The organism is Sphingobium xenophagum, assembly GCF_031457465.1.
Classification (GTDB): Bacteria; Pseudomonadota; Alphaproteobacteria; order Sphingomonadales; family Sphingomonadaceae; genus Sphingobium; species Sphingobium xenophagum_A.
In genome coordinates this window covers 113,230-136,642 of sequence record NZ_JAVDWV010000005.1, presented here as the reverse complement: position 1 = coordinate 136,642, position 23,413 = coordinate 113,230, and the positions used below count along the sequence as shown (strand labels likewise).

Here is a 23,413-nt window from a genome sequence, read left to right as displayed (position 1 = left end):
CGACAGGCTCAGGGCGAACGGATGTGGGGATGGCGCTGAACAATGGACGATGTAACTGACCAGCCCCACCACGCGGTCCATTATGTCAACCGCGTCGGCTGGCTGCGCGCCACCGTGCTGGGGGCCAATGATGGCATCGTCTCCACCGCCAGCCTGATGACCGGCATCGCCGCGTCGGGTGCGAGCAGTCAGACGATCCTGCTGACCGGCATCGCCGCTTTGGTCGCAGGGGCTATGTCGATGGCGGCGGGCGAATATGTCTCGGTCAGCGCACAGTCGGACACCGAACGCGCCGACCTCGCCAAGGAGCGCAACGCGCTCGCCACCCAGCCGCATGCCGAATGGGTGGAACTGCGCGACATCTATGTCGAACGGGGCCTTACCGCCGATCTGGCCGGGCAGGTGGCGGAGCAATTGATGGCGACCGATGCGCTGGGCGCCCACGCCCGCGACGAACTGGGCATTTCGGACATGGCGACCGCGCGTCCGGTACAGGCGGCGCTGGCCTCGGCCGCCAGCTTTGCCGTGGGCGCCACCCCGCCCGTGCTGGTCTCCGCTATCGTTCCAGCGAGCAGCGCGCTGGTCGCGATCGTGGGCCTATGCCTGCTTTGCCTGGCGCTGCTGGGCTATGTCGGTGCGCGGCTGGGCGGAGCAAAGCCGCTGCGGTCCATCCTGCGCACCCTGTTGTGGGGCGCGCTGGCGATGGCGATGACCGCTGGCGTAGGCCATCTTTTCGGCGCGGCCATATAGTGGCAGGGTTCGCGCCAACCATAGGAGACCAAGCATGACCGACATTCAGCAGATCCCGCTCAAGACGATCAAGGGTGCCGACACCAGCCTCGCCGACTATGCGGGCAAGGTGGTTCTGGCCGTCAATGTCGCCTCCAAATGCGGCCTGACCCCCCAATATGAAGGGCTGGAGAAGCTCTACGCTGCCTATAAGGACAAGGGGCTGGTGGTCGCGGGCTTCCCGGCCAATGATTTCGGCGCGCAGGAGCCGGGCAGCAATGACGAGATCGCGACCTTCTGCACCACCAATTTCGGCGTCGATTTCCCCATGTTCGAAAAGATCGTGGTGACCGGCCCGGACAAGCATCCGCTCTACGCCGCCCTGACCAGCGCGGTGCCGGAAGCGCAAGGCGAAGGCGATGCGTTTCGCGAGAAACTCAAGGGTTACGGCATGACCCCCAATCCGGTGCCCGAAGTCCTGTGGAATTTCGAGAAATTCCTGATCGCCAAGGATGGCAGCGTCGCCGCCCGCTTTGCGCCCACCACCGCGCCCGACGACGCGGCGCTGGTTGCGGCGATCGAAGCGGAACTCGCCAAGTGATTCGGGCAGGCCTGATCGCGGGCGCGCTGCTGCTGGCGGGCACTCCCGCCATGGCGACGCTGTCGCCCGCCGAACGCAGAATGACCCAAAGCGTCGAGGCGGGCTATGAACCCGCGATCGGCCTGCTCGAAACCCTGGTGAACCAGAATAGCGGCTCCATGAATTTCGCGGGCGTGAAGGCCGTGGCCGACATGCTGCGCCCGCAGTTCGAGGCGCTGGGCTTCACCGTGACATGGCAACCGATGGACGCCGCCAAACGCGCGGGGCACCTGATCGCGGTGCATAAAGGCCGGGCGGGAACGACGAAGATGCTGCTCATCGGCCATCTCGACACGGTGTTCGAACCCGACTCGCCCTTCCAGACATTCGAGCGCACCGGCGACATGGCCAAGGGGCCGGGCGTGGCGGACGACAAGGGCGGCGTCGTCACGATGCTGCTGGCGTTGAAGGCGATGCAGGCGGCGGGCACACTCAAAAATGCCAATATCGAAGTCGTGCTGACCGGCGACGAGGAAGATTCTGGCGAGCCCATCAGCATTGCCCGCGCCGACCTGATCCAGGCGGGCAAGCGCGCCGACGTGGCGCTCGATTTCGAAGGGCTGTCCGTTGAGGACGGCAGGGATATGGGGTCGATCGCGCGGCGATCCTCCAATAGCTGGACGCTGACCGCGACCGGCAAGTCGGGCCATAGTTCGGGCATCTTCTCCGCCAGTGCGGGCGATGGCGCGGTCTATGAACTGGCGCGGATCATCGTCGCCTTCCGCAAGGAATTGCCCGAACCCAATCTGACCTTCAATGTCGGCCTGATCGGCGGCGGGCAGAGCGCGGATGTGGACAAGGACGGCGTGCGGATCGCGGTGACCGGCAAGACCAACATCATCCCGCCCATCGCCGTCGCCAAGGGCGATTTCCGCACGCTCAGCGAAGAGCAGACTGCCCGCGTGCGCGCCAAGATGCAGGCGATCGTCGGGGCAGGGCATCTGCCCGGCACCTCGGCCAGCATCGCCTTCGACATGGGCTATCCCTCGATGGCCCCGACGGCGGGCAACCGCGCGCTGCTGGCCAAGCTTAACGGCGTCAACGCCGATCTGGGGCTTGCAACGATGCCCGAACTCGATCCGCTTAAACGCGGCGCAGGCGACATCAGCTTCGTCTCGCAGGATGTGGACGGGCTGATCGGCCTCGGCGTCACATCGACCGGCGACCACAGCCCGGCTGAACAGGCCGACCTGTCGAGCATGAAACGCCAAGCCAAGCGCGCCGCCATCCTGATGAGCCGCCTCGCGACCGAAAAAGGCCGGAAATAGCCCATTATCGTGCTCCTGCGAAAGCAGGAGCCCAGGGTTCTGGGCATTGCCCGTGCGGCACTGGGCTCCTGCTTTCGCAGGAGCACGTTAGGCGTTAGGTAACATCATGCTTCCCCCCGTCGCCTCGCTCGCCACCACCATCGGCCCGGTGCTCGAAACCTTGAGCATCGTCGGCACCTTCGTCTTCGCCGCCTCCGGCGCACTGGCCGCGGCGCGGCTGCAGCAGACGCTGGTGACCTTCGCTTTCTTCGCGCTGGTGACCGGCGTCGGCGGCGGCACGGTGCGCGATCTGTTGATCGACGCGCCTGTCTTCTGGGTCGCTGATCCCATACCCGCCATCGCCTGCATGGCCGCGGCGCTGATGGTTTGGTTCACACCGCGCAAATTCTGGAGCGAACGCGCGCTCGACTGGCTCGACGCGATCGGGCTGGCGGCCTTCGCCGTGTTCGGCGCGGCAAAGGCGATGAGCTTTGGCGTGCCCCCCTTCGTCGCCGGAATGATGGGCGTCGTCACCGGCTGCGTCGGCGGCATCATGCGCGATCTGCTGGCGGGAGAACCGTCCATCCTGCTGCGCCCCGAACTCTATGTGACAGCCGCCGCCGTCGCCTCCGGCCTGTTCGTGCTGCTGCGCGCGATTGGCTTGGACGTGCCGGTCGCAGGCCTGATCGCCGCCTTGCTGGGCTTCACGCTACGCGCCATTGCGATCCGGCGCGGGCTGGGATTGCCGGTGTATCGGGACGGGGAGGCATAAAATACCCCTCTCCCCCGTGGGGAGAGGGCTGCGAAGACTTGGCAGCTTGCTGCCTAGTCGTAGCTGGGTGAGGGGGGTCTGATCTCACAGAAGCGCGCTACATCAGCGTCGAACCCCCTCATCTAACTGCGCCTAGGTGCCTTGGGCACCAAGGCTGCGTATCCTTCTCCCCGACGGGGAGAAGGAACTGGGCGTTACCGCCACAACCCCGCCAGCATCGCCATCACCCCGCGCTCCTCCGCCGCATTGCGCGTCCTTGGTGCGCCATAGCCGCGGCATTCCAAGCAGTCCGCCCGCACGCCCGCGCCCATTACCAGCGCCTTGACGTCCGCGACCGCCTGCATCGCCCAGCCGCGCTGGACCATTGCTTGCCGCGCCAGCATGTCGCGCGGCGCGTTGGCGTCGTCGGAATTGCGCTCTGCCATCGCCTCGATCCATTCGGTCCATTTGTCCGGCGTCTTTTCGATGCGATAAGCCCGCGCACTCTTGGGGTCGATCTTTGCCCGGCGCGCGGCTTCGGCGATCGCGTCCTCCAGCCCGCCGAAGCGATCGACCAGCCCGTTCTGCCGCGCGGTGCCGCCGTCCCACACGCGCCCTTGCGCGATGGCGTCGATCTGCTCCGGCGTCTTGCGGCGCGATTGCGCGACCAGGCCGACGAAGCGGCGATAAATATCCTCGACCCCCATTTGCATGATGGCGTCGAACTGCGGCGACGTGCCGCCAGCCAGGTCCGGCTGGCCCGACAGCGGCGTGGTCGCCACGCCATCGGTCGTGACCCCCATCTTGGCGAGCGTCCCTTCAAAGCTTGGCAAAATGCCGAACACGCCGATCGACCCGGTGATGGTGTCCGGTTCGGCAAAGATCATGTCGGCCGGGGTTGACACCCAATAGCCGCCGCTGGCCGCGACATTGCCCATCGACACGACGACCGGCAGCCCGTCCGCCTTGGCGGTCATGATGGCGCTGCGGATCTTCTCTGATGCCATGACCGATCCGCCCGGCGAATCGACCCGCACGACCAGGGCCTTCAAATCCTTCTCTTGAAGCGCCGTCAGCAGCAAATCGGAGATGGTGTCCCCCGCCGCTGTGCCAGGCCCTGCCTCGCCATCAACGATCTCACCCGCGATTGTCAGCACGCCGATCTGTCCGTCATTGGCGGGCTTGCGCGCCTTGACATAGGCCGCCAGGTCGATCTTCGCGAAGGCACCGGCCTTGGCGTCGGACGGCTCGCCCGCAATCTCCGCCACGCGCGCACCAAAAGCGGTGGCGTCGCCCAGCTTGTCGATCAGCCCAGCGGACAAGGCTGCCTTGGCCATATCACCGCCAGCCGCGCGCGCGGCGGCAACCGGATCGGCGGCATAGGCCACGATCTTCGCCTTGGGCCGCGCCTTGGCGACATCATCCTGCCAGTTGCGCCACAGGACGTCCGCCAACGCCTGGCTCGCCTGCTTGGCTTCGGGCGACTGGTTGGCGCGGATATAGGGCTCGACGAAGCTCTTATAGGTGCCGACCCGATAGACATGGGTGTTGACGCCCAGCTTGTCGATCAACCCCTTATAATAGAGGCCCGACCCGCCCCGACCCATGATCGCGACGCCGCCCAGCGGATCGCTCCACGCCTCGCTCGCATGGGCGGCAAGCTGATAGCTGTCGTCGGTATAGAGGGTGGCATAGGCCAGCACCGGCTTCTTGGCGGCGCGCAACCCGTCCAGCGCTTCGCCGACGCGGGCGATGGCGACCTGTCCGCCACCCATAAAACCGTCGAGGTCCAGCACCACCGCCTTGACCTTGGCATCGGTCTTGGCCGCTTCCAGCGCTGCGACGATGTCCGACAGGCGATATTCCTTCATGCGTGGGCCGGAGCCGGGCAGCAGTGAGAAGGGATCGGCCTCGGCGGGTTGTTCGACAATCGTGCCATCCAGGTCGAGCAGCAGCGCGCCGGCACTGACGCTGGCGGCGGGCTTGGGCGAGAAGGAGAGGGCGGCATAGAGCGCGCCGAAAAACAGCAGCAGGAACAGCAGCACCAAGCCGTCCTTGATCGCCACCAAGATGCGCCACGCGCCCTTCACAAATGCCAAATGCCGGTTCCTTCTGCCCTGTGCGCCATGGCTACCCCATCGCCCGATCGACTGCAATGTGGGCGCGATGCGGGCGGCTGCAACCTTGCGCGCCCGATTTTGGTCGTTATGGGATGCAGCCATCATTCGCCGTTATCGTGCAGGAGACGCGCCCTATGCCTACTCTCGTCCTCATCCGCCACGGCCAGTCGTCGTGGAATCTGGAAAACCGCTTCACCGGCTGGTGGGACGTCGACGTGACCGAAAAGGGCGTGGGCGAAGCGCGCGCGGCGGGCCAGTTGATGAAGGAGAAGGGGCTGGACTTCGACCAATGCTACACCTCGCTCCAGACCCGCGCGATCAAGACGCTCAACCTGGCGCTGGAGGAAATGGGGCGGCTGTGGCTGCCGGTCGAAAAGGACTGGCGCTTGAATGAGCGCCATTATGGCGGCCTCACGGGCCTCAACAAGGCGGAGACGGCCGCCAAGCATGGCGACGATCAGGTCAAGATCTGGCGCCGCAGCTTCGACATTCCGCCGCCGCCGCTGGAAGCAGGCAGCGAATTCGACCTCGGCCAGGACCGCCGCTATGCGGGCATTGCGATCCCCGCGACCGAAAGCCTCAAGGACACGATCGCCCGCGTCCTGCCCTATTGGGAAGCGACGATCGCCCCCGACCTCAAGGCCGGCAAGCGCGTGCTGATCTCCGCCCACGGCAATTCGCTGCGCGCGCTGGTCAAGCATCTCTCCAACATCCCCGATGACGAGATCACCCATCTGGAAATCCCCACCGGCCAGCCGATCGTCTACGAACTGGCCGACGATCTATGCGCCATCGACCGTTACTATCTCTCGGAACGGTAACAATATCAGCCCCTCCCTTTTAAGGGAGGGGGTAGGGGTGGGTGCGAGCGCAGCGAGCTTCCGCGCTGATATATGGCGGGGCCGCCGCCGCTACGCGGCGGACCCACCCCCAACCCCTCCCTGGAAGGGAGGGGCGGAAATACGACATTGCCCCCCGGCGGCCCGCCCGCTAAGGGGCTTTGCTTTCCGGGCGGCCCGCGAACGGCCGCGCCATGAGGGGAACGCACGGGCATGAGCGGGGCAATCGAGGTCGGCATCATCATGGGCTCGCGGTCCGACTGGGACACGATGCGCCACGCCGCCGATACGCTCGCCGCGCTCGGCGTCGCCCATGAATGCAAGGTCGTGTCGGCGCACCGCACCCCCCAGCGCCTCTATGACTATGCCGCCGGCGCGGTCGGCCGTGGCCTCAAGGTCATCATCGCGGGCGCGGGCGGCGCGGCGCATCTGCCGGGCATGTGCGCGTCGATGACGCGGCTGCCCGTGCTGGGCGTGCCGGTCGAATCGAAAGCCTTGAAGGGCATGGATTCGCTGCTCTCCATCGTCCAGATGCCCGGCGGCATCCCCGTGGCGACGCTGGCCATCGGCAAACCCGGCGCGATCAATGCCGGGCTGCTCGCCGCCGCCATCCTCGCCACCAACGATCCGGCACTCGCCGACCGGCTCGACGCCTGGCGCACCAAACAGACCGATGCGGTCGCCGAAACGGTCGAGGACTGATCGCGCCCATGACGACCATCGCGCCCGGTTCGACCATCGGCATCCTCGGCGGCGGCCAGCTTGGCCGCATGATCGCCATCGCCGCCGCGCAGCTTGGCTATCGCACCCATATCTTCGCGCCGGAAGAGAGCGGACCCGCCGCCGACGTGTCGCCGCGCTGGACGCGGGGCGAATATGACGATCCCCACGCGCTCGCGGCCTTTGCCGATAGCGTCGATGTCGTCACCTACGAGTTTGAGAATATCGCCCCCTCGGCGGTCGAAACGCTCGCCGGGCATGGCCTCGTCCGCCCCGGCGCGCAGGCGCTGCGCGTGGCGCAGGACCGGCTCGCCGAAAAGCGCTTCGTCTGCGACCTGGGCGGGCTGACCGCACCCTTCGCCCCGGTCGACAGCCTGGACGATCTGGAAACCGCCATTGCGCAGATCGGCAGCCGCGCGATCCTCAAGACCAACCGCATGGGCTATGACGGCAAGGGGCAGGCGCGCCTGAACGAGCCGGGCGATGCGGTCGGCGCCTGGAACGCCATCGGCCGCCAGAGCGCGATTCTCGAAGGCTTCGTCACCTTCGCGGAGGAATTTTCGGTCATATTGGTGCGCGGTGTCGATGGTGAAGTGCGCTTCTGGGACAGTTCGGCCAACGTCCATGTCGACGGCATTCTCGACACGTCGATCGCGCCCGCCGGGCCGCTGATCGAGGGGCAGGTGCCCGCCGCCCGCGCGCTGGCGCGCCAGATCGCCGACGCGCTCGACTATGTCGGCGTGCTGACCTGCGAATTTTTCGCCAGCGCCGATGGGCCGGTCTTCAATGAAATGGCGCCGCGCGTCCATAATAGTGGCCACGGCACCATCGAGGGTGCGGTGACCAGCCAGTTCGAAAATCACGTCCGCGCGATTTGCGGCCTGCCACTGGGCGACACCGCGCTCGCCGCGCGCCGCGTGGAGATGCGCAACCTGATTGGCGACGCTGCGCATGAATGGCCCGCGATCCTGTCCGACCCCGCCAATCATCTGCACCTCTATGGCAAGGACGAAGCCCGGCCAGGGCGCAAGATGGGCCATGTGACGCGGCTGACGCTGTGAGCGACATCACGCTCATCCTCGCCCGCGCCGACAATGGCGTGATCGGTCGGGATGGCGACCTGCCCTGGCGACTGCCCGCCGACCTCAAGCGCTTCAAGGCGCTGACGCTCGGCCACCCGATGATCATGGGCCGCAAGACGTTCGACAGTCTGCCGGGCCTGCTGCCGGGCCGCCGCCACATCGTCCTGACCCGTGACGGCAAGTGGACGGGCGCGGGGGCAGAGGTAGCGCATGATGTGGCGGGCGCGCTGGCGCTGGCGGGTGCGCCGACCGTCATGGTGATCGGCGGGGCGGAAATCTATCGGCTGTTCCTGCCGCTGGCGCACCGGATCGAACTCACCGAAGTGCATCTCGACGCCGAAGGGGACGCCAGCATCGCCTATCCCGACCCGGCCGACTGGGCCGAGGTCGCCCGCGACCATCATCCGGCGCTCGATGGCCGCCCCGCGCATAGTTTCGTGACGTTGGTGAAAAATAGCTGAGGTCTAAAATCCGTTCGGGCTGAGCTTGTCGAAGCCCTCGGCCGAGCGCAGCGAGGTCCAAGCCCCTTCGTTAGGCGCAGGGCGAACGGAGCGCCAGTGGATCGCCAATTGCCACGCCCATCGCACCCCCCTATAGGCCGCGCCATGGAGCGGCTGACAAGCAGCGCCCCGGTTCCGGCGCATCTGCGCGGGGCCGTCATGGCGCTGGGCAATTTCGATGGATTTCATGCCGGGCATCAGGCCGTGGTCGGCAACGCCGTCGCGCGCGCACGGGCGGAGGGCCGCCCGGTCATCGTCGCGACCTTCGACCCGCACCCGATGCGCCTGTTCCGGCCCGACACCCCGCATTTCCGCCTGACCACGCTGGACCAGCGGCAGGCCTTGTTCGCCGCCGCCGGGGCCGACGCGATGCTGGTCTTCGCCTTCACGCCTGAGCTTGCCGCACTCGACCCGCAGGCCTTCGTCCGCCTGCTGTCCGAGGATATCGGCGTCGCGGGCGTCGTCACCGGACAGGATTTCACCTTCGGCCGGGGCCGCGCCGGATCGGTCGCGGTGCTGGCAGAACTCGGCGCGGCGGCGGGCCTTTGGACGCAGGCGGTCGCCCCGGTCGCCGACGCCAGCGGCGACATCATTTCCTCCACCCGCATCCGCACCGCATTGCAGGCGGGCGATTGCACCACCGCCACCCGGCTGCTGACCCGGCCCTTCACCATCGAAGGCGTGGTGCAGCATGGCGACAAGCTCGGCCGCACCATCGGCTTCCCCACGGCGAACATCGACATGGGCGACTATCTGCGCCCAGCCTATGGCATCTACGCGGTGCGCGGGCTGCGGCCGGACGGTCGGATTTTGGACGGCGCAGCGAACCTTGGCATCCGGCCTATGTTCGACCCGCCCAAATTGCTGCTGGAACCGCATTTCTTCGATTTCGCCGAAAATCTCTATGACCAGCGGATCGCGGTGCAACTGATCGCCTATCTTCATGCCGAACGCGCCTATGACGGGCTGGACGCCCTGATGAACGGCATTGCCCAGGACTGCGTCGATGCACGGCAAATCCTTGCGGGAACGCCCTACCTCGCCTAAGGCACGGCGCTAATCTATCCAACCTCCGTTCGGTTCGAGCAGCTTCGAGCGTAGCCGAGAAGCGTCCGTCGAGAACAGTTCTCGACACGCTCGAACCGAACGGAAATAGTATAAGCGCACCCCATGACCGACGCACCCGACTATAAGTCCACCGTATTCCTGCCGCAAACCGACTTCCCGATGAAGGCGGGCCTCGCGCAAAAGGAACCGGCGATCGCCGCGCACTGGGAGGCGATGGACCTCTATGGCAAGCTGCGCGAAAAGCGCGCGGGGCGCGAACGCTTCATCCTGCACGACGGCCCGCCCTACGCCAATGGCGACATCCATATGGGCCATGCGATGAACAAGGTGTTGAAGGACATCATCGTCCGCAGCCAGTCGCTGCTCGGCAAGGATGCGCCCTATGTGCCCGGTTGGGATTGCCACGGCCTGCCGATCGAATGGAAGATCGAGGAAGAATATCGCAAGAAGAAACTGAACAAGGACGAGGTGCCCGCACAGGAGTTCCGCGCCCAATGCCGCGCCTATGCCGACCGCTGGGTCGGCGTGCAGAAGGAACAGTTCAAGCGCCTCGGCGTGATGGGCGACTGGGCCGATCCGTATCTGACCATGAAGTTCGACGCCGAAGCGACCATCGTCGGCGAACTGCTGAAATTCGCTGAAAGCGGCCAACTCTATCGCGGTGCCAAGCCGGTCATGTGGTCGCCCGTCGAGAAGACCGCGCTGGCCGAGGCGGAGGTCGAATATGAGGACGTGACATCAACCCAGATCGACGTCGCGTTCGAGATTGTGGACGCGCCGAACGCACCGGAACTGGTCGGTGCTTATGCGGTGATCTGGACGACCACCCCTTGGACGATCCCCGTGAACCAGGCGATCGCTTATGGGGAAGAGATTGAGTATGTTGCGATTCAGTTTGAGAAGGCGCCACTTATCCCCATCACGGAACGTGGTAGCCCTGACACGCCAATTGATAACAGCCAAGATAAGATTTTGCTCGTTGCAGCGTGTCTCTTAGATAGTTTGCATCTGCGTCTCGGAATTGCGTGGACACGAGAGAATGTCATCTGGCGCGGCAAAGGCACCCAACTCGCCGGAGCCATCGCGCGCCACCCCATGGCCAAATCCCTCCGTCATCCCGGCGAAGGCCGGGGTCCCGCTTCTTCTTTCGAGGGCGGCGAAGGCAGCGGGACCCCGGATCAAGTCCGGGGTGACGATAAGGCGAGGCTCGGCTTTTTCGACCGTCCCCGTCCCTTCCTCCCCGCCGACCATGTCACCACCGACGCGGGCACGGGCCTTGTCCATATGTCCCCCGACCATGGCGAGGAGGATTTCATCGCCTGCAAGAAGCTCGGCATCGATCCGGTCTTCGCAGTGAACGACGCAGGCTTCTACCGCGACGATTGGGAATGGCTGCCGGGCCAGGGCAGCGTCATCAACACCAAGTTCAATGGCGTGGACGGCCCGATCTGCACCGACTTGCGTGCTGCCGGTGCCTTGCTCTCCGCCAGCGACTTCCGCCACAGCTATCCCCATAGCTGGCGGTCGAAGGCGCGGATCATCTACCGCTGCACCCCGCAATGGTTCATCCCGATGGATAAGCCATCCGGCAACGCCACGCCCGACTATCCGCTCCCCCCGCTGGAGCCGATCACCGGCGCGCTGGCGACGGCCTTGCCGACCAACGGCCCGACCCTGCGCGGCGTCGCGCTCGATGCGATCCAGAACACCCGCTGGGTGCCGGAACGCTCGCGCAACCGCATCAATGCGATGGTCAGTGATCGCCCCGACTGGGTGATCAGCCGCCAGCGCGCCTGGGGCGTTCCCATCGCCCTCTATGTCCATCGCAAGAGCGGCCAGTATCTCGTTGATCCGGCGGTCAATGCCCGCATCATCGACGCTTTCAAGGCGGCCGGTGCCGATGCCTGGTTCGGCGCCGACCATCAGGCGCTGCTTGGCTCCGATTATGATCTGGCAGACTATGAAGTCGTGACCGACATTCTCGACGTCTGGTTCGACAGCGGCTCGACCCATAGTTTCGTCGTGGAGGCCCGCTATGGCGAAGGCACCCGTGCCGACCTCTATGTCGAAGGGTCCGATCAGCATCGCGGCTGGTTCCAATCCTCGCTGCTCGAATCGAGCGGCACGCGCGGCCGCGCGCCCTATGACGCGGTCCTGACCCACGGCTTTGCGCTCGACGGCACTGGCAAGAAAATGTCCAAGTCGCTCGGCAATGTGGTCGATCCGCTCAAGATCATGGCCGAAAGCGGTGCCGACATCTTGCGCGTCTGGGTCGCCAGCACCGACTATTTCGACGATGTCCGCATCGGCAAGGAAGTGCTGGCCGGTTCGTCCGACGCCTATCGCAAATTGCGCAACACTTTCCGTTACATGCTCGGAGCTCTTGCCGATTATGATGAAGTGACCGAGGCCGTTTCCTACGCCGAAATGCCGGAGCTGGAGCGCTATATGCTCCACCGGCTGGCGGCGCTGGATGCGGAATTGAAGTCGGTCGTGGACAAGGCGGCGGACAGCGACAATTGGCTCGAATTCAGCCGCTACACCCGCGCTTTGTTCGACTTCGCCAATAGCGACCTGTCGGCCTTCTTCTTCGACATCCGCAAGGACTGCCTCTATTGCGACGCGCCGACGGACCCCAAGCGTCGTGCCTATCGCACCCTGCTCGACACGCTGTTCCACGCGCTCGTCCGCTACGCCGCGCCGATCATCCCCTTCACCGCCGAGGAAGTGTGGCAAAGCCGCTTCCCAAGCAACGAAGATAGCGTCCATTTCCTGGAATGGCCGGAAATCGACCATCACTGGCTCGACCGCGACCTGGACGACAAATGGCGCGAATTGCGCACCCAGCGCGAACAGGTGAACGAAGCGATCGAGCCGCTGCGCCGCGAAAAGATCGTCCGCTCCAGTTTGGACGCGGACGTCACCATGGGCGAACTGCTCGCGGTGGGCGATGTCGATTTTGCCGAAGTGGCGATCGTCGCGCGCGTGACCATGGGGCAGGGGGATGGCATCACCGTACAGCCCAGCACATGGCATAAATGCGGCCGCTGCTGGCGCAAACTGCCCGAAGTCGCGATCGACGGCGCGCTCTGCGACCGCTGTGACGCGGTGCTGGCACGCTAAGCAATGTTCCTTCATGTCGTCATCCTGAAACAAGTTCAGGATGACGACAGTTTTTTAGGCTAGAGAGCGCAGGCATGCCCACCTCCATCAACCACCGCCCGCTGGGCCTGACCGTGGCGATCGTGACGCTCGCGCTCGACCAGCTCATCAAATATACCGTCACTTATCCGCTGGCGCTCAAAAGCCGTGCGGATATCGGCATCGAAATCCTGCCGATCTTCCGCCTGCGCTGGCTGGAAAATCGCGGCGTTTCGATGGGCTTCTTTCACGCCGATACCGACCTGATGCGCTGGGCGCTCGTTGGCATGACCATCCTGATCGCCGGGTTCGTGGCCGTGTGGATGTGGCGCGAAAAGGCGCGGCAGGATGTTGCCGCGCTCGGCCTCGTCCTGGGCGGGGCGATCGGCAACATCGTCGACCGGATGCGGCTCGGCTATGTCATTGATTATGCCGATTTGCACTTTGGCGAATGGCGGCCCTTCCTGATTTTCAACCTGGCCGACGCGGCCATCACCATCGGTGTGCTGATCCTGCTTGCGCGCGCGTTGCTGCTGCGCGACAAGAGCGCAAATACGGAGACTTTGAAGTAATGCGTAAACTGATCCTTGCCGCTGGTCTGCTCACCACCCTGTCGGCCTGCGGCGGCGGCGGTGGCCTGTTCAACCGTCAGCGGCCTGACGAATTCGCCGTCTCGCGCCAGGCGCCTTTGGTCGTCCCGCCTGATTTCGCGCTCGTCCCGCCCGCGCCCGGCTCCCCGTCGGCTGCCTCGGTCGATTCGGGCAAGGCCGCGATGGACGCCATGTTCGGCGGCTCCGCGCAGCGCAGCGCCACCGAAACCGCGACGCTCGACGCCGCCGGCCGCGCCAATGCGGCACCAGGCATCCGCTCCTCGGCCGGTGACCCCGCCACCGAAGTCGTGGACAAGGGCGCCACCACCCGCGACATCATCGCCGCCCCCGAAGGCGACGGCCAGGACGCTAGGGCGGTAACGCCCACCCCGCAGCCGTAAGCGACGAAAAAAAAGGGGCCGATCGGCCCCTTTTTCATTGCAGCTATGGCGGGGCGTTAAGCCCGCGCTTCCGTGCCAATGCCCGCACTATTATGCCGCAGCGCCGTCAGCACCGTGTCGATGATCGCATCAGCATCCAGACGCGCATCGGCATATTGTTTTTCGGGCTTGTCCTGATCCTGGAAAATATCGGGCAGGCGCAGCGTGCGGATCTTCAGCCCCGCGTCGGTCAGCCCAAGGTCGCTCGCCAGCGTCAGCACATGCGCGCCAAGGCCCCCAATCGCACCTTCCTCGATCGTCACGGCCACCTCATGGGTAGCCAGCAACCGGCGGATCATCGCTTCATCGAGCGGCTTGGCAAAGCGCAGGTCGGCAACCGTGGTGGACAGCCCCTTGGCTTCCAATACCTCTGCGGCCTTGAGCGCCTCTTCCAACCGGGTGCCGAGCGAGAGGATCGCGACCTGCCGCCCTTCGCGCATGATCCGGCCCTTGCCGATTTCCAGCCGCTCGGGCGTTTCCGGCATCGCCACCCCGGTCCCGTTGCCACGCGGATAGCGCAGCGCGATCGGGCCGCTATCATGCATCGCCGCCGTATGCGTCATATGCACCAGTTCCGCCTCGTCCGCGGCCGCCATCACCACCATATTGGGCAGGGTAGCGAGGTAGGTGACGTCGAAACTGCCCGCATGGGTCGACCCGTCCGCGCCCACCAGCCCGGCCCGGTCGATCGCAAAGCGGACCGGCAGGTTCTGGATCGCGACATCATGGACCACCTGGTCATAGGCGCGCTGCAGGAAGGTCGAATAAATGGCGCAGAAGGGCCGCATCCCCTCCGCCGCCAGACCGGCTGCGAAGGTGACCGCATGCTGCTCGGCAATCCCGACGTCGAAAATCCGATCGGGGAAGGCGAGGGCGAATTTGTCGAGGCCGGTGCCCGACGGCATGGCCGCCGTAATCGCACACAGCTTCGGGTCGCGCTGCGCCTCGGCGATCAATGCCTGGGCAAAGACATTGGTGTAGCTCGGCGGGCCGGGCGGGGCTTTCGCCTGCGTTCCCGTCACCACATCGAATTTCTGCACGCCATGATATTTGTCGTCGGCAGCCTCGGCCGGGGCATAGCCCTTGCCCTTCTTGGTCACGACATGGACCAGGCACGGCCCCTCGGCCGCATCGCGCACATTTTCCAGCACGGGGATCAACTGGTCGAGATTATGGCCATCGACCGGCCCGACATAATAGAAACCCAGTTCCTCGAAGAGGGTGCCGCCCATCGCCATGCCGCGCGCGAACTCGTCGGTCTTGCGCGCCGCATTATGGAGCGGCCGGGGCAGCTTGCGCGCGAGCTTCTTGGCCAGATCGCGCAGCCCCAGAAACTCCCGGCTCGTCACCAGCCGCGCGAGATAGGCGGACAATCCCCCCACCGGCGGCGCGATCGACATGTCATTGTCGTTGAGGATGACGACCAGCCGATTGCCCGCCGCCTGCGCATTGTTCATCGCCTCATAGGCCATGCCCGCCGACATCGCGCCGTCGCCGATGACGGCAATGCCCTTGCCCGGCCGGTCCTGCATCTGGTTGGCGATGGCAAAGCCCAGCGCCGCGCTGATCGAGGTCGAGCTATGCGCCGCGCCGAACGGGTCATAGTCGGATTCGGCCCGCTTGGTGAAGCCCGACAGCCCGCCGCCCTGGCGCAGGGTGCGGATGCGGTCGCGCCGCCCGGTCAATATCTTGTGCGGATAGCATTGATGGCCGACGTCCCACACCAGCTTGTCGCGCGGCGTGTCGAACACATAGTGAATGGCGGTGGTCAGTTCCACGACGCCCAGCCCCGACCCCAGATGCCCGCCCGTCACGCCCACGGCGGAAATCACCTCCTGCCGCAACTCGTCGGCCAGTTGGCGCAACTGGCCGGGCTTGAGCGTGCGCAGATCGGACGGCCAGATAACCTGGTCGAGCAGAGGCGTTTGCGGGCGATCATTCATGAAAGAAATAGACTCATATAGGCGCTGGAGCGGGTGGGCGAATGGCGCGGTGCCGTGGTCACGCCGCGCATTTCGCGCAGGTGCCCAATATTTCGATCACCGGCCGTTCGGGCTTGAAGCCTTCCTGCTCGGCGACGGCACGGACCTGGTTGGTCACCTTGTCGTCATCCAGATGGGTCGCCTGCTTGCAGGTGCGGCATACCAGGAAGATGCAGTCGTGATGACAGCCGGGATGCGCGTTGGCGATATAGGCGTTGGCGCTTTCCACCCGCATCGCGATATTGTTCGTCACGAACAGGTCGAGGATGCGATAGACGCTGTTGGGCGCCACCCGCTTGCCCCGCGCCTTCGACACCGTATCGGCAATGTCATAGGCGGATGCGGGCTTTTCCTCGGCCGACAGTGCATCGAAAATGGCGGCGCGCATCGGCGTCCACTGTTCGCTCTGGGCTTCCAGCGTGTTGCGCGCGGCGTCGGCCAATTTGGTGCCGGTCGGCTCAAGATGATGATGTTTATGGTCGGCCATCGGATCAATCTAGGCCGGGGCGGGGCCGGGGGCAAGGGCAGGCTGTCAGCGCTGCCCGAACTGCCATGCCGCCCATAGCCAGCCACCGATCATCAGCACGCCGCCGATCGGCGTGATCGCCCCCAGCCAGCGCGGCGCGCCCAGCGCCATGGCATAGAGCGACAGCGCGAAGATCGCCGCGCCAATCAGCAGCAGCACGGCCGCGCCACGCGCCACGCCCATGATCGCGATCGCCGCGACCGCATGAATCAATTGATAGGTGCCGCCGGTGCGCAGCCATTCCACCGCCTTGGGATCGCTCACCCCATGCGCGCCGAACGCCCCTGCGCCAATGGCGAGCGCCGCGGATAAAGCAGCCAGCACAGCAATCATGTCTTTTCTCCATCGCCGCGCGTCAGCAGCCGCATCCCCTTGCCGGGGCGGTAGATCAGATCCTTGGCCGCGATTAGGTCGCCATGCTCGATCTGCAACGCCAGCCTTTGTTCGTCATTGGCGCGATATTGGCGCTCGACCTCTTCGACTTCCTCGTCGGGCACGCCCAGCGCCTGCATCGCCTGCACCCCCATGCAGATCGCCGATTCATAGACTTCGCGCACCACTCCGGCCAGGTCCATATTCTGCAGCGCCAGCAATTGCCTGCGGTCGAACGCCCGCACCATCAAAGCGGCCTGCGGAAAGGCCTCGGCGATCGGCTGGAGCGCGCGGCTGTCGAGCGAGGGATCGTCAATGCAGAAGGCGATCAGCCGGGCATCGTCGGCGCCTGCGCGATGGAGCAGGTCGATGCGCGTGCCATCGCCATAATAGACTTTCGTGTCGAACCGCTGCGACACTTCGATCTGCGCGGGTTTCTTGTCGATCGACACGACGGCAAAGCCATGGCCGATCAGCATCTGCGCCACCGTCTGGCCAAATCGGCCATAGCCAACGATGATCGCGGTGCCGCGCGGGGCCTCGTCCGGGCCGGGCAAGTCAGCCCCGTCGCGCGACGCGGCGAATTCGAACCGGCGGGCGAACAGCATCAGGAACGGGGTCGTCGCCATCGAGAAGGTGACGATCGCGCTGAACAGGCTCGACGCTGCGGGCGCGATCAGCATGGCGCTTTGGGCCTGCGCAAACAGGACGAAGCCAAATTCGCCGCCCTGCGACAATAGCAGCCCTGCGCCCAGCGCCGGTCGCCAATCCATGCCGAACAATCGCGCAAGGCCGGTGATGATCGCTGCCTTGGTCGCGACCAAAATCAACGCCATGCCGATGACGAACACCGGATTGGCCGCAACCGTCCTGAGGTCCAGCACCATGCCCACCGCCAGGAAGAAGAGGCCGAGCAGGATCGAGCGGAAGGGTTCGACATCGGCCTCTATCTCATGCCGATAGGGCGAATCGGCCAGCATCACGCCCGCCACGAACGCCCCCAGCGCGGTGGACAGATGCAGGCTGTGCATCAACGCCGCCGCCGCCAGCACGGTGAACAGGCCCACCACGACGAACAATTCGCGCTCGCCCAGCCGCCCGACCAGCCCCAGCAAGGGCCGCAGGATGAACCGTCCCGCCAGCACCAGCCCCGCAATCGCCGCGACCGTATAGCCCGCCAGCACCCATCCCGGCGGTCCGGCGGCATCGGCCGGATTGCGCGACAGCGCGGCAATGATCGTGATCAGCGGCACGATCGACAGATCCTGGAACAGCAGGATCGAAAAGGCCTTCTCGCCAAAGGGCGAATTGATCCGGCCGCTGGATTTCAACCCCGGCAACACCTGCGCCGTGGACGACAGCGCCAGCGGCAGGCCGAGCGCGATCGCCGCGCCCCAGGTGAAGCCGGTGAAGTAGAAGATGATCGCCGTCAGCGCACAGCCACACAACACCACCTGCGCCAGGCCCAGCGCAAAAATGTCGCGCTTCAACCGCCACAGCCGCGCCGGATGCAGTTCCAGGCCGACCAGGAAAAGCAGCAGCACGATACCGATTTCGGCAATCGCCAGCTTCGATTCGCCGCCGCCGACCAGCCCCAGCCCCTGCGGCCCGACCAGCGCGCCCGCGACGAGATAGCCCAGCACCGCGCCCAGCCCGAACCGGCGGAACAGCAGGACGAACAGCACCGCCGCGCCCAGCAGGATGACGCCTTCCGACAACAGCATGTCCGTGGCGCTGAGCGGCGAGGGGATGGTCGGCATCAGGCGTCCGCCATCCGCGCGGCCTCGGCAATAGCTTCAAAGCCCAGGCGAATGGAGGCATGGCGCGCCGGATAGCCGCGCGCCGGGGCCAGCACCGCAAGGCCCGGCCAGAAATCCAGATCCTCGCTCGCGCCCGACAGATAAGCGGTCAGCTTGTCGCGCGCCTCGGCCAATTCATCGGCGCTCATCCCGATCGCCTGCGCCGCCATCAGCGACGCCGACGCCTGCCCCAGCGCGCAGGCCTTCACGTCCAGCCCCATGTCGGCCAGCCGCCCGTCGGCCATCGCCACATCGACCACGACGCGCGACCCACATGTCGGCGACCTTTTCTCCACGCTGGCCTGCGGTTCGGGCAGGCGGGCATGATGCGGGATGCTGGCGGCGAGCCGCAATATGTCTTTGTTATAGAGGGGGGCGCTCATTCCGCCCATGTAGGACAGGATCGTTGCCGGGTGAAGGCGGGGAATAAGGATGCGGGAAATAAGCTGGCAATGTGCAATCTGGTGACCCCTTCCAATGTAGGAAAATCCCTGATCTAACCCCGCCAGTGGATCAGCCGCCTGCCACCATCCGTCCCCAGCCAATCCCTGTCGCGCCACTGTCGCGTCACCGTAACCCAACCGGCGCGTCACAGGCGCGAACCTGTCGCGTCACCGTCGCGTCCCGGTGGCTTCCCCGTCGCAATTTGCCCGAATCGTCCCAAAAAATCACGCCTGCGACACTGTGAACTTTGCCCTGTCGCGTCGCTGTAACCTCGCTTACATCCCTTCTTCCCGCCCCCCAAGCAAATCCATCGCTTGCCTGCGCGCCGTCACGGCCTATCTCTCCTCCACCACGATTCGCAGCCGGAAAGCCCCGTTCATGACCGCCACCCACTCGACCCGCATGCTCATCCTTGGTTCCGGCCCCGCTGGCCTGTCCGCCGCCATCTATGGCGCGCGCGCTGGCCTCGCGCCGATCGTGGTGCAGGGGATGCAGCCGGGCGGTCAGCTCACCATCACCACCGATGTCGAAAATTATCCCGGTTTCAAGGACGTGATCCAGGGGCCATGGCTGATGGAGCAGATGCAGGCGCAGGCCGAACATGTCGGCGCCAAGATGATGTATGACCAGATCGTCGATGTCGACCTGTCGCAGCGGCCCTTCCGCCTGACCGGCGATGGCGGCATCGTCTATGTCGCCGACACGCTGGTCATCTGCACCGGCGCGCAGGCGAAATGGCTGGGCGTCGAGGGCGAGGAGCATCTCCAGGGCAAGGGCGTGTCCGCCTGCGCCACCTGCGACGGCTTCTTCTATCGCGGCAAGAAGGTGGTGGTGATCGGCGGCGGCAACACCGCGGTCGAAGAAGCGCTCTACCTCACCAACCACAGCCATGACGTCACGCTGATCCACCGCCGCGACACGCTGCGCGCCGAAAAGATCCTGCAGGAGCGGCTCTTCGCCCATCCCAATATCAAGATATTGTGGAACAAGGCGGTCGATAAATTCGTCGGTGGCGGCACGCCCGAAGGGCTGGTCGGCGTCGATCTGATCGACACCGTCACCGGCGAGCGGTCGCATGAACCCACCGACGGCGGCTTCGTCGCGATCGGCCATCACCCCGCGACCGAATTGTTCACCGGCAAACTGCCGATGGACGAAGGCTATCTGCTGGTCGACAAGGGCACCACCCACACCGCCATCCCCGGCGTCTTCGCCGCGGGCGACGTCACCGACAAAATCTACCGCCAGGCCGTAACCGCCGCCGGCATGGGCTGCATGGCCGCGCTCGATGTCGAGAAGTTTCTCGCCGAAGCGGATTTTGAAGCTATGGCGGAGGCGTAGTTTACTGCCGTTCGCCCTGAGCGAAGTCGAAGGGTTTCGCCGAGCGAAGCGAGGTGCCTTCGCCTCCGCTCAGGCAAAGGCTTCGACTTCGCTCAGCCCGAACGGACCTTATTTGGCCACCTTACCCCGCGCAAAGGCCACCAGCGACCCGAACGTCTCGAACGTATCGCCGTCGATATCATCATCCTCGATCAGGATATCGAAGCGATCCTCCATCTCGGTCAGCAGCCCCGCAACCGCCATGGAATCCAGTTCTGGCAGCGCGCCAAACAAGGGCGTGTCCGCCTCGAACGCATCGACCCGCTCCTGGGACAGGCCCAGAACGTCGCGAAGCAACGTCCGCGTCAGAGGGTCGATGGTATCGGCCTGACCGACCGGCGAAGGATGATTGGCCCGCATAAGGGCGCTTTCCTAGTCATTCATGCCCTATCCGACAAGCGCGGAAATGGCCGTCCGCGCCGCCGGGAGCCAGCTCGACGCAAAGCGCGGGTTGAAGGCGTCGATCCGGTGCAGCGCGATCCGCTCGTCCATCCAGTCGGCCTTATAGCCATTGTCACCAGTGCCATAGTCGATCAGCGCGACCCGATCACCGTCGATCGCCTGCGCGAACATCGCATGGCTCAGCAACGTACCGGGCGACCCGGCATCGTGGGCGCGATCATGGGAGAGTTTGTGAATAAGCGCGACGCCATGTTCCACCGTCCAATATTGCGTCGCCACCGCCCGCCCGTCGAGCCGCGCGAAGCCCAGCCGCAACGTCCCCGCATCGCTCTCCTGTTCGGCGAGCGCGCGCAGGAAGGCCAGGCCCGGCTCCGCCGCTTTCCAGCTACGGTCATGCACATCGACATAGTCCTGCCACAGATCGTCGGTCAGCCGGTCGCTGATAGAGAGCGTATAGGGACTGTTGCGCGCCTTGCGCCGCACCAGCGTCCGCAACCGCCCCGGCCGCGCCGCCCAATAGGTCGCAAAATCGCGTCCCGCCGGGCGCAGCAGATAGCGTCCCCCCATTGGCCGCGACAGCGTAAACCAGCCCGCCCGCCGCAAACTGGCGCGCAACGCGCCGCCATCCTCCAGCGGATAGAAATCGATCTGGCTATTGCCCGCCAGCAAATGCCGCGCCAGCGCATCGAGCAGCCGACCCTGTTGCGCTTCGTCGGGATCGCCCAGAAATATCGGCGCCCAGGCAAAACTATACCAATTGGCCAGCGCCGATACCCGCCGCGCCTCCGGCTGCATCAGGACTATCCACGCCTGCGCGCGCCTCTCCTCCGCCACCAGCACGCGGACCGGCGTAGCGGCAAAGCAATGCTGGTGCAGCAGTGCATACCAGTCGAATCGGTCGAACAGGGACGGCATGGCCATCCGATCGGCACGGCCCTGCAGCGCGTGCCCGACTTCGGCCAGGCTGTGATATTCCCTTGTCGTCGGCAACCGACTATCTCCGCAACCAGAAGAGGAACGCTTAAGTGCAAAGTCTGGAAATGGAGTTAAGCACGACAGGCCCGTCTGCGGACAGCCTGCCGATCGATCATGTCCTGCTGCGTGGCGATCCGCTCCGCCCGGCGCTGGACGGGCGATCGGGCACTTATACTTTCGCCGAGTTGGAAGAAACGCTGGGACGGCTGGCGGGCTGGCTGGCCGGGTGCGGGCTGGAGCCGGGCGCACGCGTCGCGAGCTGGATCGCCAAAGGGCCGGTCGCCGCGCTCCTGCCACTGGCCGCGCCGCGCGCGGGCCTTGTCCATGTGCCGATCAACCCCCTGCTCAAACATGCCCAGGTCGCCCATATCCTGTCCGACAGCGGAGCCGCGATGCTGATCGGCACGGCGGCGCGACTCGACAGCCTGCAGCCTGGCGACGTGCCGCCCGATTGCCCGCTGCATCGCGAGGATGACGCCGCCTGCGCCATGAGCGGCGGCGATCCGATCGGCCCGTCCGACGCTGCGCCCGACACGCTGGCCGCCATCCTCTACACCAGCGGATCGACCGGACGACCCAAGGGCGTGATGCTCAGCCACGCCAATCTCTGGCTGGGCGCGGTCGCGGTGGCCGACTATCTGGGCATGGGCACGAACGACCGGACCGCCTGCGTCCTGCCGTTCAGCTTCGACTATGGCCAGAACCAGCTCTTCTCGACCTGGATTGCGGGTGGCTGCGTCTATCCGCTCGACTATCTGACCCCGCGCGACGTGATGAAGCTGGTCGACCGGCGCGACATCACCACGCTGGCCGGGGTGCCGCCGCTCTGGGTGCAACTGACCGAACTGGACTGGCCGCCGGAGGTCGCCGCCAAGCTCAAGCGCCTGACCAACAGCGGGGGCGCGCTGACCCGGCCGCTGGTGGGGAAACTGCGCGCCCTGTTCCCCCGCGCCGACCTTTATCCCATGTATGGCCTGACCGAGGCCTTCCGCTCCACCTATCTGCCGCCCGCCTTGGTGGACAGCCACCCTGATTCGATGGGCCGCGCGATCCCCTTTGCCGAGATCCTCGTGCTGCGCCCCGATGGCAGCGTCACGGACGATGACGAGCCGGGCGAACTGGTTCATTGCGGGCCATTGGTGGCGCAGGGCTATTGGCGCGACGCCGCCCGCACCGCCGAACGCTTCAAACCTGCACCTGCGGCCTCCCGCTATGGCGGCATGGCGGTCTGGTCGGGCGACACGGTGCGGCGCGATGCGCAAGGGCTGCTCTATTTCGTCGGTCGCGACGACGCGATGATCAAGTCTGCGGGCAACCGCATCAGCCCGACCGAGATAGAGGAAGCCGCCGTCGCCGTCGCCGGTGTCGCAGAAGCGGTGGCGCTGGGGGTGAAGGATGACCGGCAGGGCCAGGTGGTCCGGCTGTTGCTGCGCGCCGACGATCCGGCTGTCGCGCAGGCGGTTGCCGCGCACCTCAAAAGCGAACTGCCCAATTATATGCAGCCAAGGGATATCCTTGTGCTGGACGAATTTCCCAGCAATCCCAACGGCAAGATCGATCGAGTCGCCCTTGCGCATCATCATTGTGCTCCTGCGAAAGCAGGAGCCTAGGGTGAGGCGGGTAACCTATCGCCCTGGGCTCCTGCTTTCGCAGGAGCCCATCGTTA

Annotated in this window: 22 protein-coding genes; 14 read left to right on the top strand and 8 right to left on the bottom strand. The window is 65.5% G+C overall.

Going from position 1 to position 23,413, the window contains the following annotated elements; all coding sequences use genetic code 11:
- Positions 1 to 42: 42 nt before the first annotated feature.
- From J2W40_RS06450 to J2W40_RS06435, 4 genes are all read left to right on the top strand, one after another.
- Positions 43 to 750 (top strand): VIT1/CCC1 transporter family protein, encoded by a 708-nt coding sequence (locus J2W40_RS06450; protein WP_310222831.1) that lies wholly within the window; start codon positions 43 to 45, stop codon positions 748 to 750.
- Between the two features lie 34 nt (positions 751 to 784).
- Positions 785 to 1,330 (top strand): glutathione peroxidase, encoded by a 546-nt coding sequence (locus tag J2W40_RS06445; protein WP_310222829.1) that lies wholly within the window; start codon positions 785 to 787, stop codon positions 1,328 to 1,330.
- A gap of 50 nt (positions 1,331 to 1,380) precedes the next feature.
- The gene (locus J2W40_RS06440; protein WP_310223047.1) at positions 1,381 to 2,637 is read left to right on the top strand and encodes a M20/M25/M40 family metallo-hydrolase; all 1,257 of its coding nucleotides are present in this window, start codon (positions 1,381 to 1,383) and stop codon (positions 2,635 to 2,637) included.
- A gap of 106 nt (positions 2,638 to 2,743) precedes the next feature.
- Entirely contained in the window at positions 2,744 to 3,388 is a 645-nt protein-coding gene (locus tag J2W40_RS06435) for a trimeric intracellular cation channel family protein (protein WP_310222827.1), read from the top strand.
- A gap of 194 nt (positions 3,389 to 3,582) precedes the next feature.
- Here the strand turns inward: J2W40_RS06435 and sppA are convergent, their stop codons facing one another.
- Positions 3,583 to 5,466, bottom strand: coding sequence for a signal peptide peptidase SppA (gene sppA, locus J2W40_RS06430; RefSeq protein ID WP_310222825.1), 1,884 nt, complete (start codon positions 5,464 to 5,466; stop codon positions 3,583 to 3,585).
- Between the two features lie 155 nt (positions 5,467 to 5,621).
- Here sppA and gpmA point away from each other — a divergent pair, with 155 nt between their 5' ends.
- From gpmA to J2W40_RS06390, 8 genes are all read left to right on the top strand, one after another.
- On the top strand, positions 5,622 to 6,308 hold the full coding sequence (gpmA, locus tag J2W40_RS06425) for a 2,3-diphosphoglycerate-dependent phosphoglycerate mutase (protein WP_310222824.1): 687 nt from the start codon (positions 5,622 to 5,624) through the stop codon (positions 6,306 to 6,308).
- Positions 6,309 to 6,539: 231 nt separating this feature from the next.
- Entirely contained in the window at positions 6,540 to 7,028 is a 489-nt protein-coding gene (purE, locus tag J2W40_RS06420; RefSeq protein ID WP_310222822.1) for a 5-(carboxyamino)imidazole ribonucleotide mutase, read from the top strand.
- Between the two features lie 8 nt (positions 7,029 to 7,036).
- On the top strand, positions 7,037 to 8,107 hold the full coding sequence (locus tag J2W40_RS06415; protein ID WP_310222820.1) for a 5-(carboxyamino)imidazole ribonucleotide synthase: 1,071 nt from the start codon (positions 7,037 to 7,039) through the stop codon (positions 8,105 to 8,107).
- Entirely contained in the window at positions 8,104 to 8,589 is a 486-nt protein-coding gene (locus J2W40_RS06410; RefSeq protein ID WP_310222817.1) for a dihydrofolate reductase, read from the top strand. The genes J2W40_RS06415 and J2W40_RS06410 overlap by 4 nt, the downstream gene beginning before the upstream one ends.
- 144 nt (positions 8,590 to 8,733) lie before the next feature.
- On the top strand, positions 8,734 to 9,675 hold the full coding sequence (locus J2W40_RS06405; protein ID WP_310222815.1) for a bifunctional riboflavin kinase/FAD synthetase: 942 nt from the start codon (positions 8,734 to 8,736) through the stop codon (positions 9,673 to 9,675).
- A 123-nt stretch (positions 9,676 to 9,798) separates the two neighbouring features.
- Positions 9,799 to 12,819, top strand: a complete 3,021-nt coding sequence (ileS, locus tag J2W40_RS06400; RefSeq protein ID WP_310222813.1) for an isoleucine--tRNA ligase — start codon at positions 9,799 to 9,801, stop codon at positions 12,817 to 12,819.
- 74 nt (positions 12,820 to 12,893) lie between these two features.
- Positions 12,894 to 13,409: a signal peptidase II gene (lspA, locus tag J2W40_RS06395; protein WP_310222811.1), complete on the top strand. Its 516-nt coding sequence runs from the start codon at positions 12,894 to 12,896 to the stop codon at positions 13,407 to 13,409.
- Entirely contained in the window at positions 13,409 to 13,828 is a 420-nt protein-coding gene (locus J2W40_RS06390; RefSeq protein ID WP_310222809.1) for a DUF3035 domain-containing protein, read from the top strand. The genes lspA and J2W40_RS06390 overlap by 1 nt, the downstream gene beginning before the upstream one ends.
- A 56-nt stretch (positions 13,829 to 13,884) precedes the next feature.
- Here J2W40_RS06390 and dxs read toward each other — a convergent pair whose 3' ends face one another.
- From dxs to J2W40_RS06365, 5 genes are read right to left on the bottom strand one after another with little or no spacing between them, the layout of a single operon-like run.
- The gene (dxs, locus tag J2W40_RS06385) at positions 13,885 to 15,810 is read right to left on the bottom strand and encodes a 1-deoxy-D-xylulose-5-phosphate synthase (protein WP_310222808.1); all 1,926 of its coding nucleotides are present in this window, start codon (positions 15,808 to 15,810) and stop codon (positions 13,885 to 13,887) included.
- Between the two features lie 58 nt (positions 15,811 to 15,868).
- Positions 15,869 to 16,336: a Fur family transcriptional regulator gene (locus J2W40_RS06380; protein ID WP_310222806.1), complete on the bottom strand. Its 468-nt coding sequence runs from the start codon at positions 16,334 to 16,336 to the stop codon at positions 15,869 to 15,871.
- 45 nt (positions 16,337 to 16,381) lie between these two features.
- On the bottom strand, positions 16,382 to 16,708 hold the full coding sequence (locus tag J2W40_RS06375; RefSeq protein WP_310222805.1) for a DUF423 domain-containing protein: 327 nt from the start codon (positions 16,706 to 16,708) through the stop codon (positions 16,382 to 16,384).
- Entirely contained in the window at positions 16,705 to 18,507 is a 1,803-nt protein-coding gene (locus J2W40_RS06370) for a cation:proton antiporter domain-containing protein (protein ID WP_310222803.1), read from the bottom strand. Before J2W40_RS06370 ends, J2W40_RS06375 begins: the two co-directional genes overlap by 4 nt.
- Positions 18,507 to 18,929 (bottom strand): iron-sulfur cluster assembly scaffold protein, encoded by a 423-nt coding sequence (locus J2W40_RS06365; RefSeq protein ID WP_310222801.1) that lies wholly within the window; start codon positions 18,927 to 18,929, stop codon positions 18,507 to 18,509. Before J2W40_RS06365 ends, J2W40_RS06370 begins: the two co-directional genes overlap by 1 nt.
- 439 nt (positions 18,930 to 19,368) lie before the next feature.
- Here J2W40_RS06365 and trxB point away from each other — a divergent pair, with 439 nt between their 5' ends.
- Positions 19,369 to 20,331 (top strand): thioredoxin-disulfide reductase, encoded by a 963-nt coding sequence (gene trxB, locus J2W40_RS06360; protein WP_310222799.1) that lies wholly within the window; start codon positions 19,369 to 19,371, stop codon positions 20,329 to 20,331.
- A 108-nt stretch (positions 20,332 to 20,439) separates the two neighbouring features.
- Here trxB and J2W40_RS06355 read toward each other — a convergent pair whose 3' ends face one another.
- Together J2W40_RS06355 and J2W40_RS06350 are read right to left on the bottom strand one after the other, a co-directional pair.
- On the bottom strand, positions 20,440 to 20,730 hold the full coding sequence (locus J2W40_RS06355) for a phosphopantetheine-binding protein (protein ID WP_310222797.1): 291 nt from the start codon (positions 20,728 to 20,730) through the stop codon (positions 20,440 to 20,442).
- Between the two features lie 27 nt (positions 20,731 to 20,757).
- Complete coding sequence (locus J2W40_RS06350; RefSeq protein ID WP_310222795.1) at positions 20,758 to 21,762, bottom strand: GNAT family N-acetyltransferase; 1,005 nt, start codon at positions 21,760 to 21,762, stop codon at positions 20,758 to 20,760.
- 50 nt (positions 21,763 to 21,812) lie between these two features.
- Here J2W40_RS06350 and J2W40_RS06345 point away from each other — a divergent pair, with 50 nt between their 5' ends.
- The gene (locus tag J2W40_RS06345; RefSeq protein WP_310223045.1) at positions 21,813 to 23,357 is read left to right on the top strand and encodes an acyl-CoA ligase (AMP-forming), exosortase A system-associated; all 1,545 of its coding nucleotides are present in this window, start codon (positions 21,813 to 21,815) and stop codon (positions 23,355 to 23,357) included.
- Positions 23,358 to 23,413 lie beyond the last annotated feature (56 nt).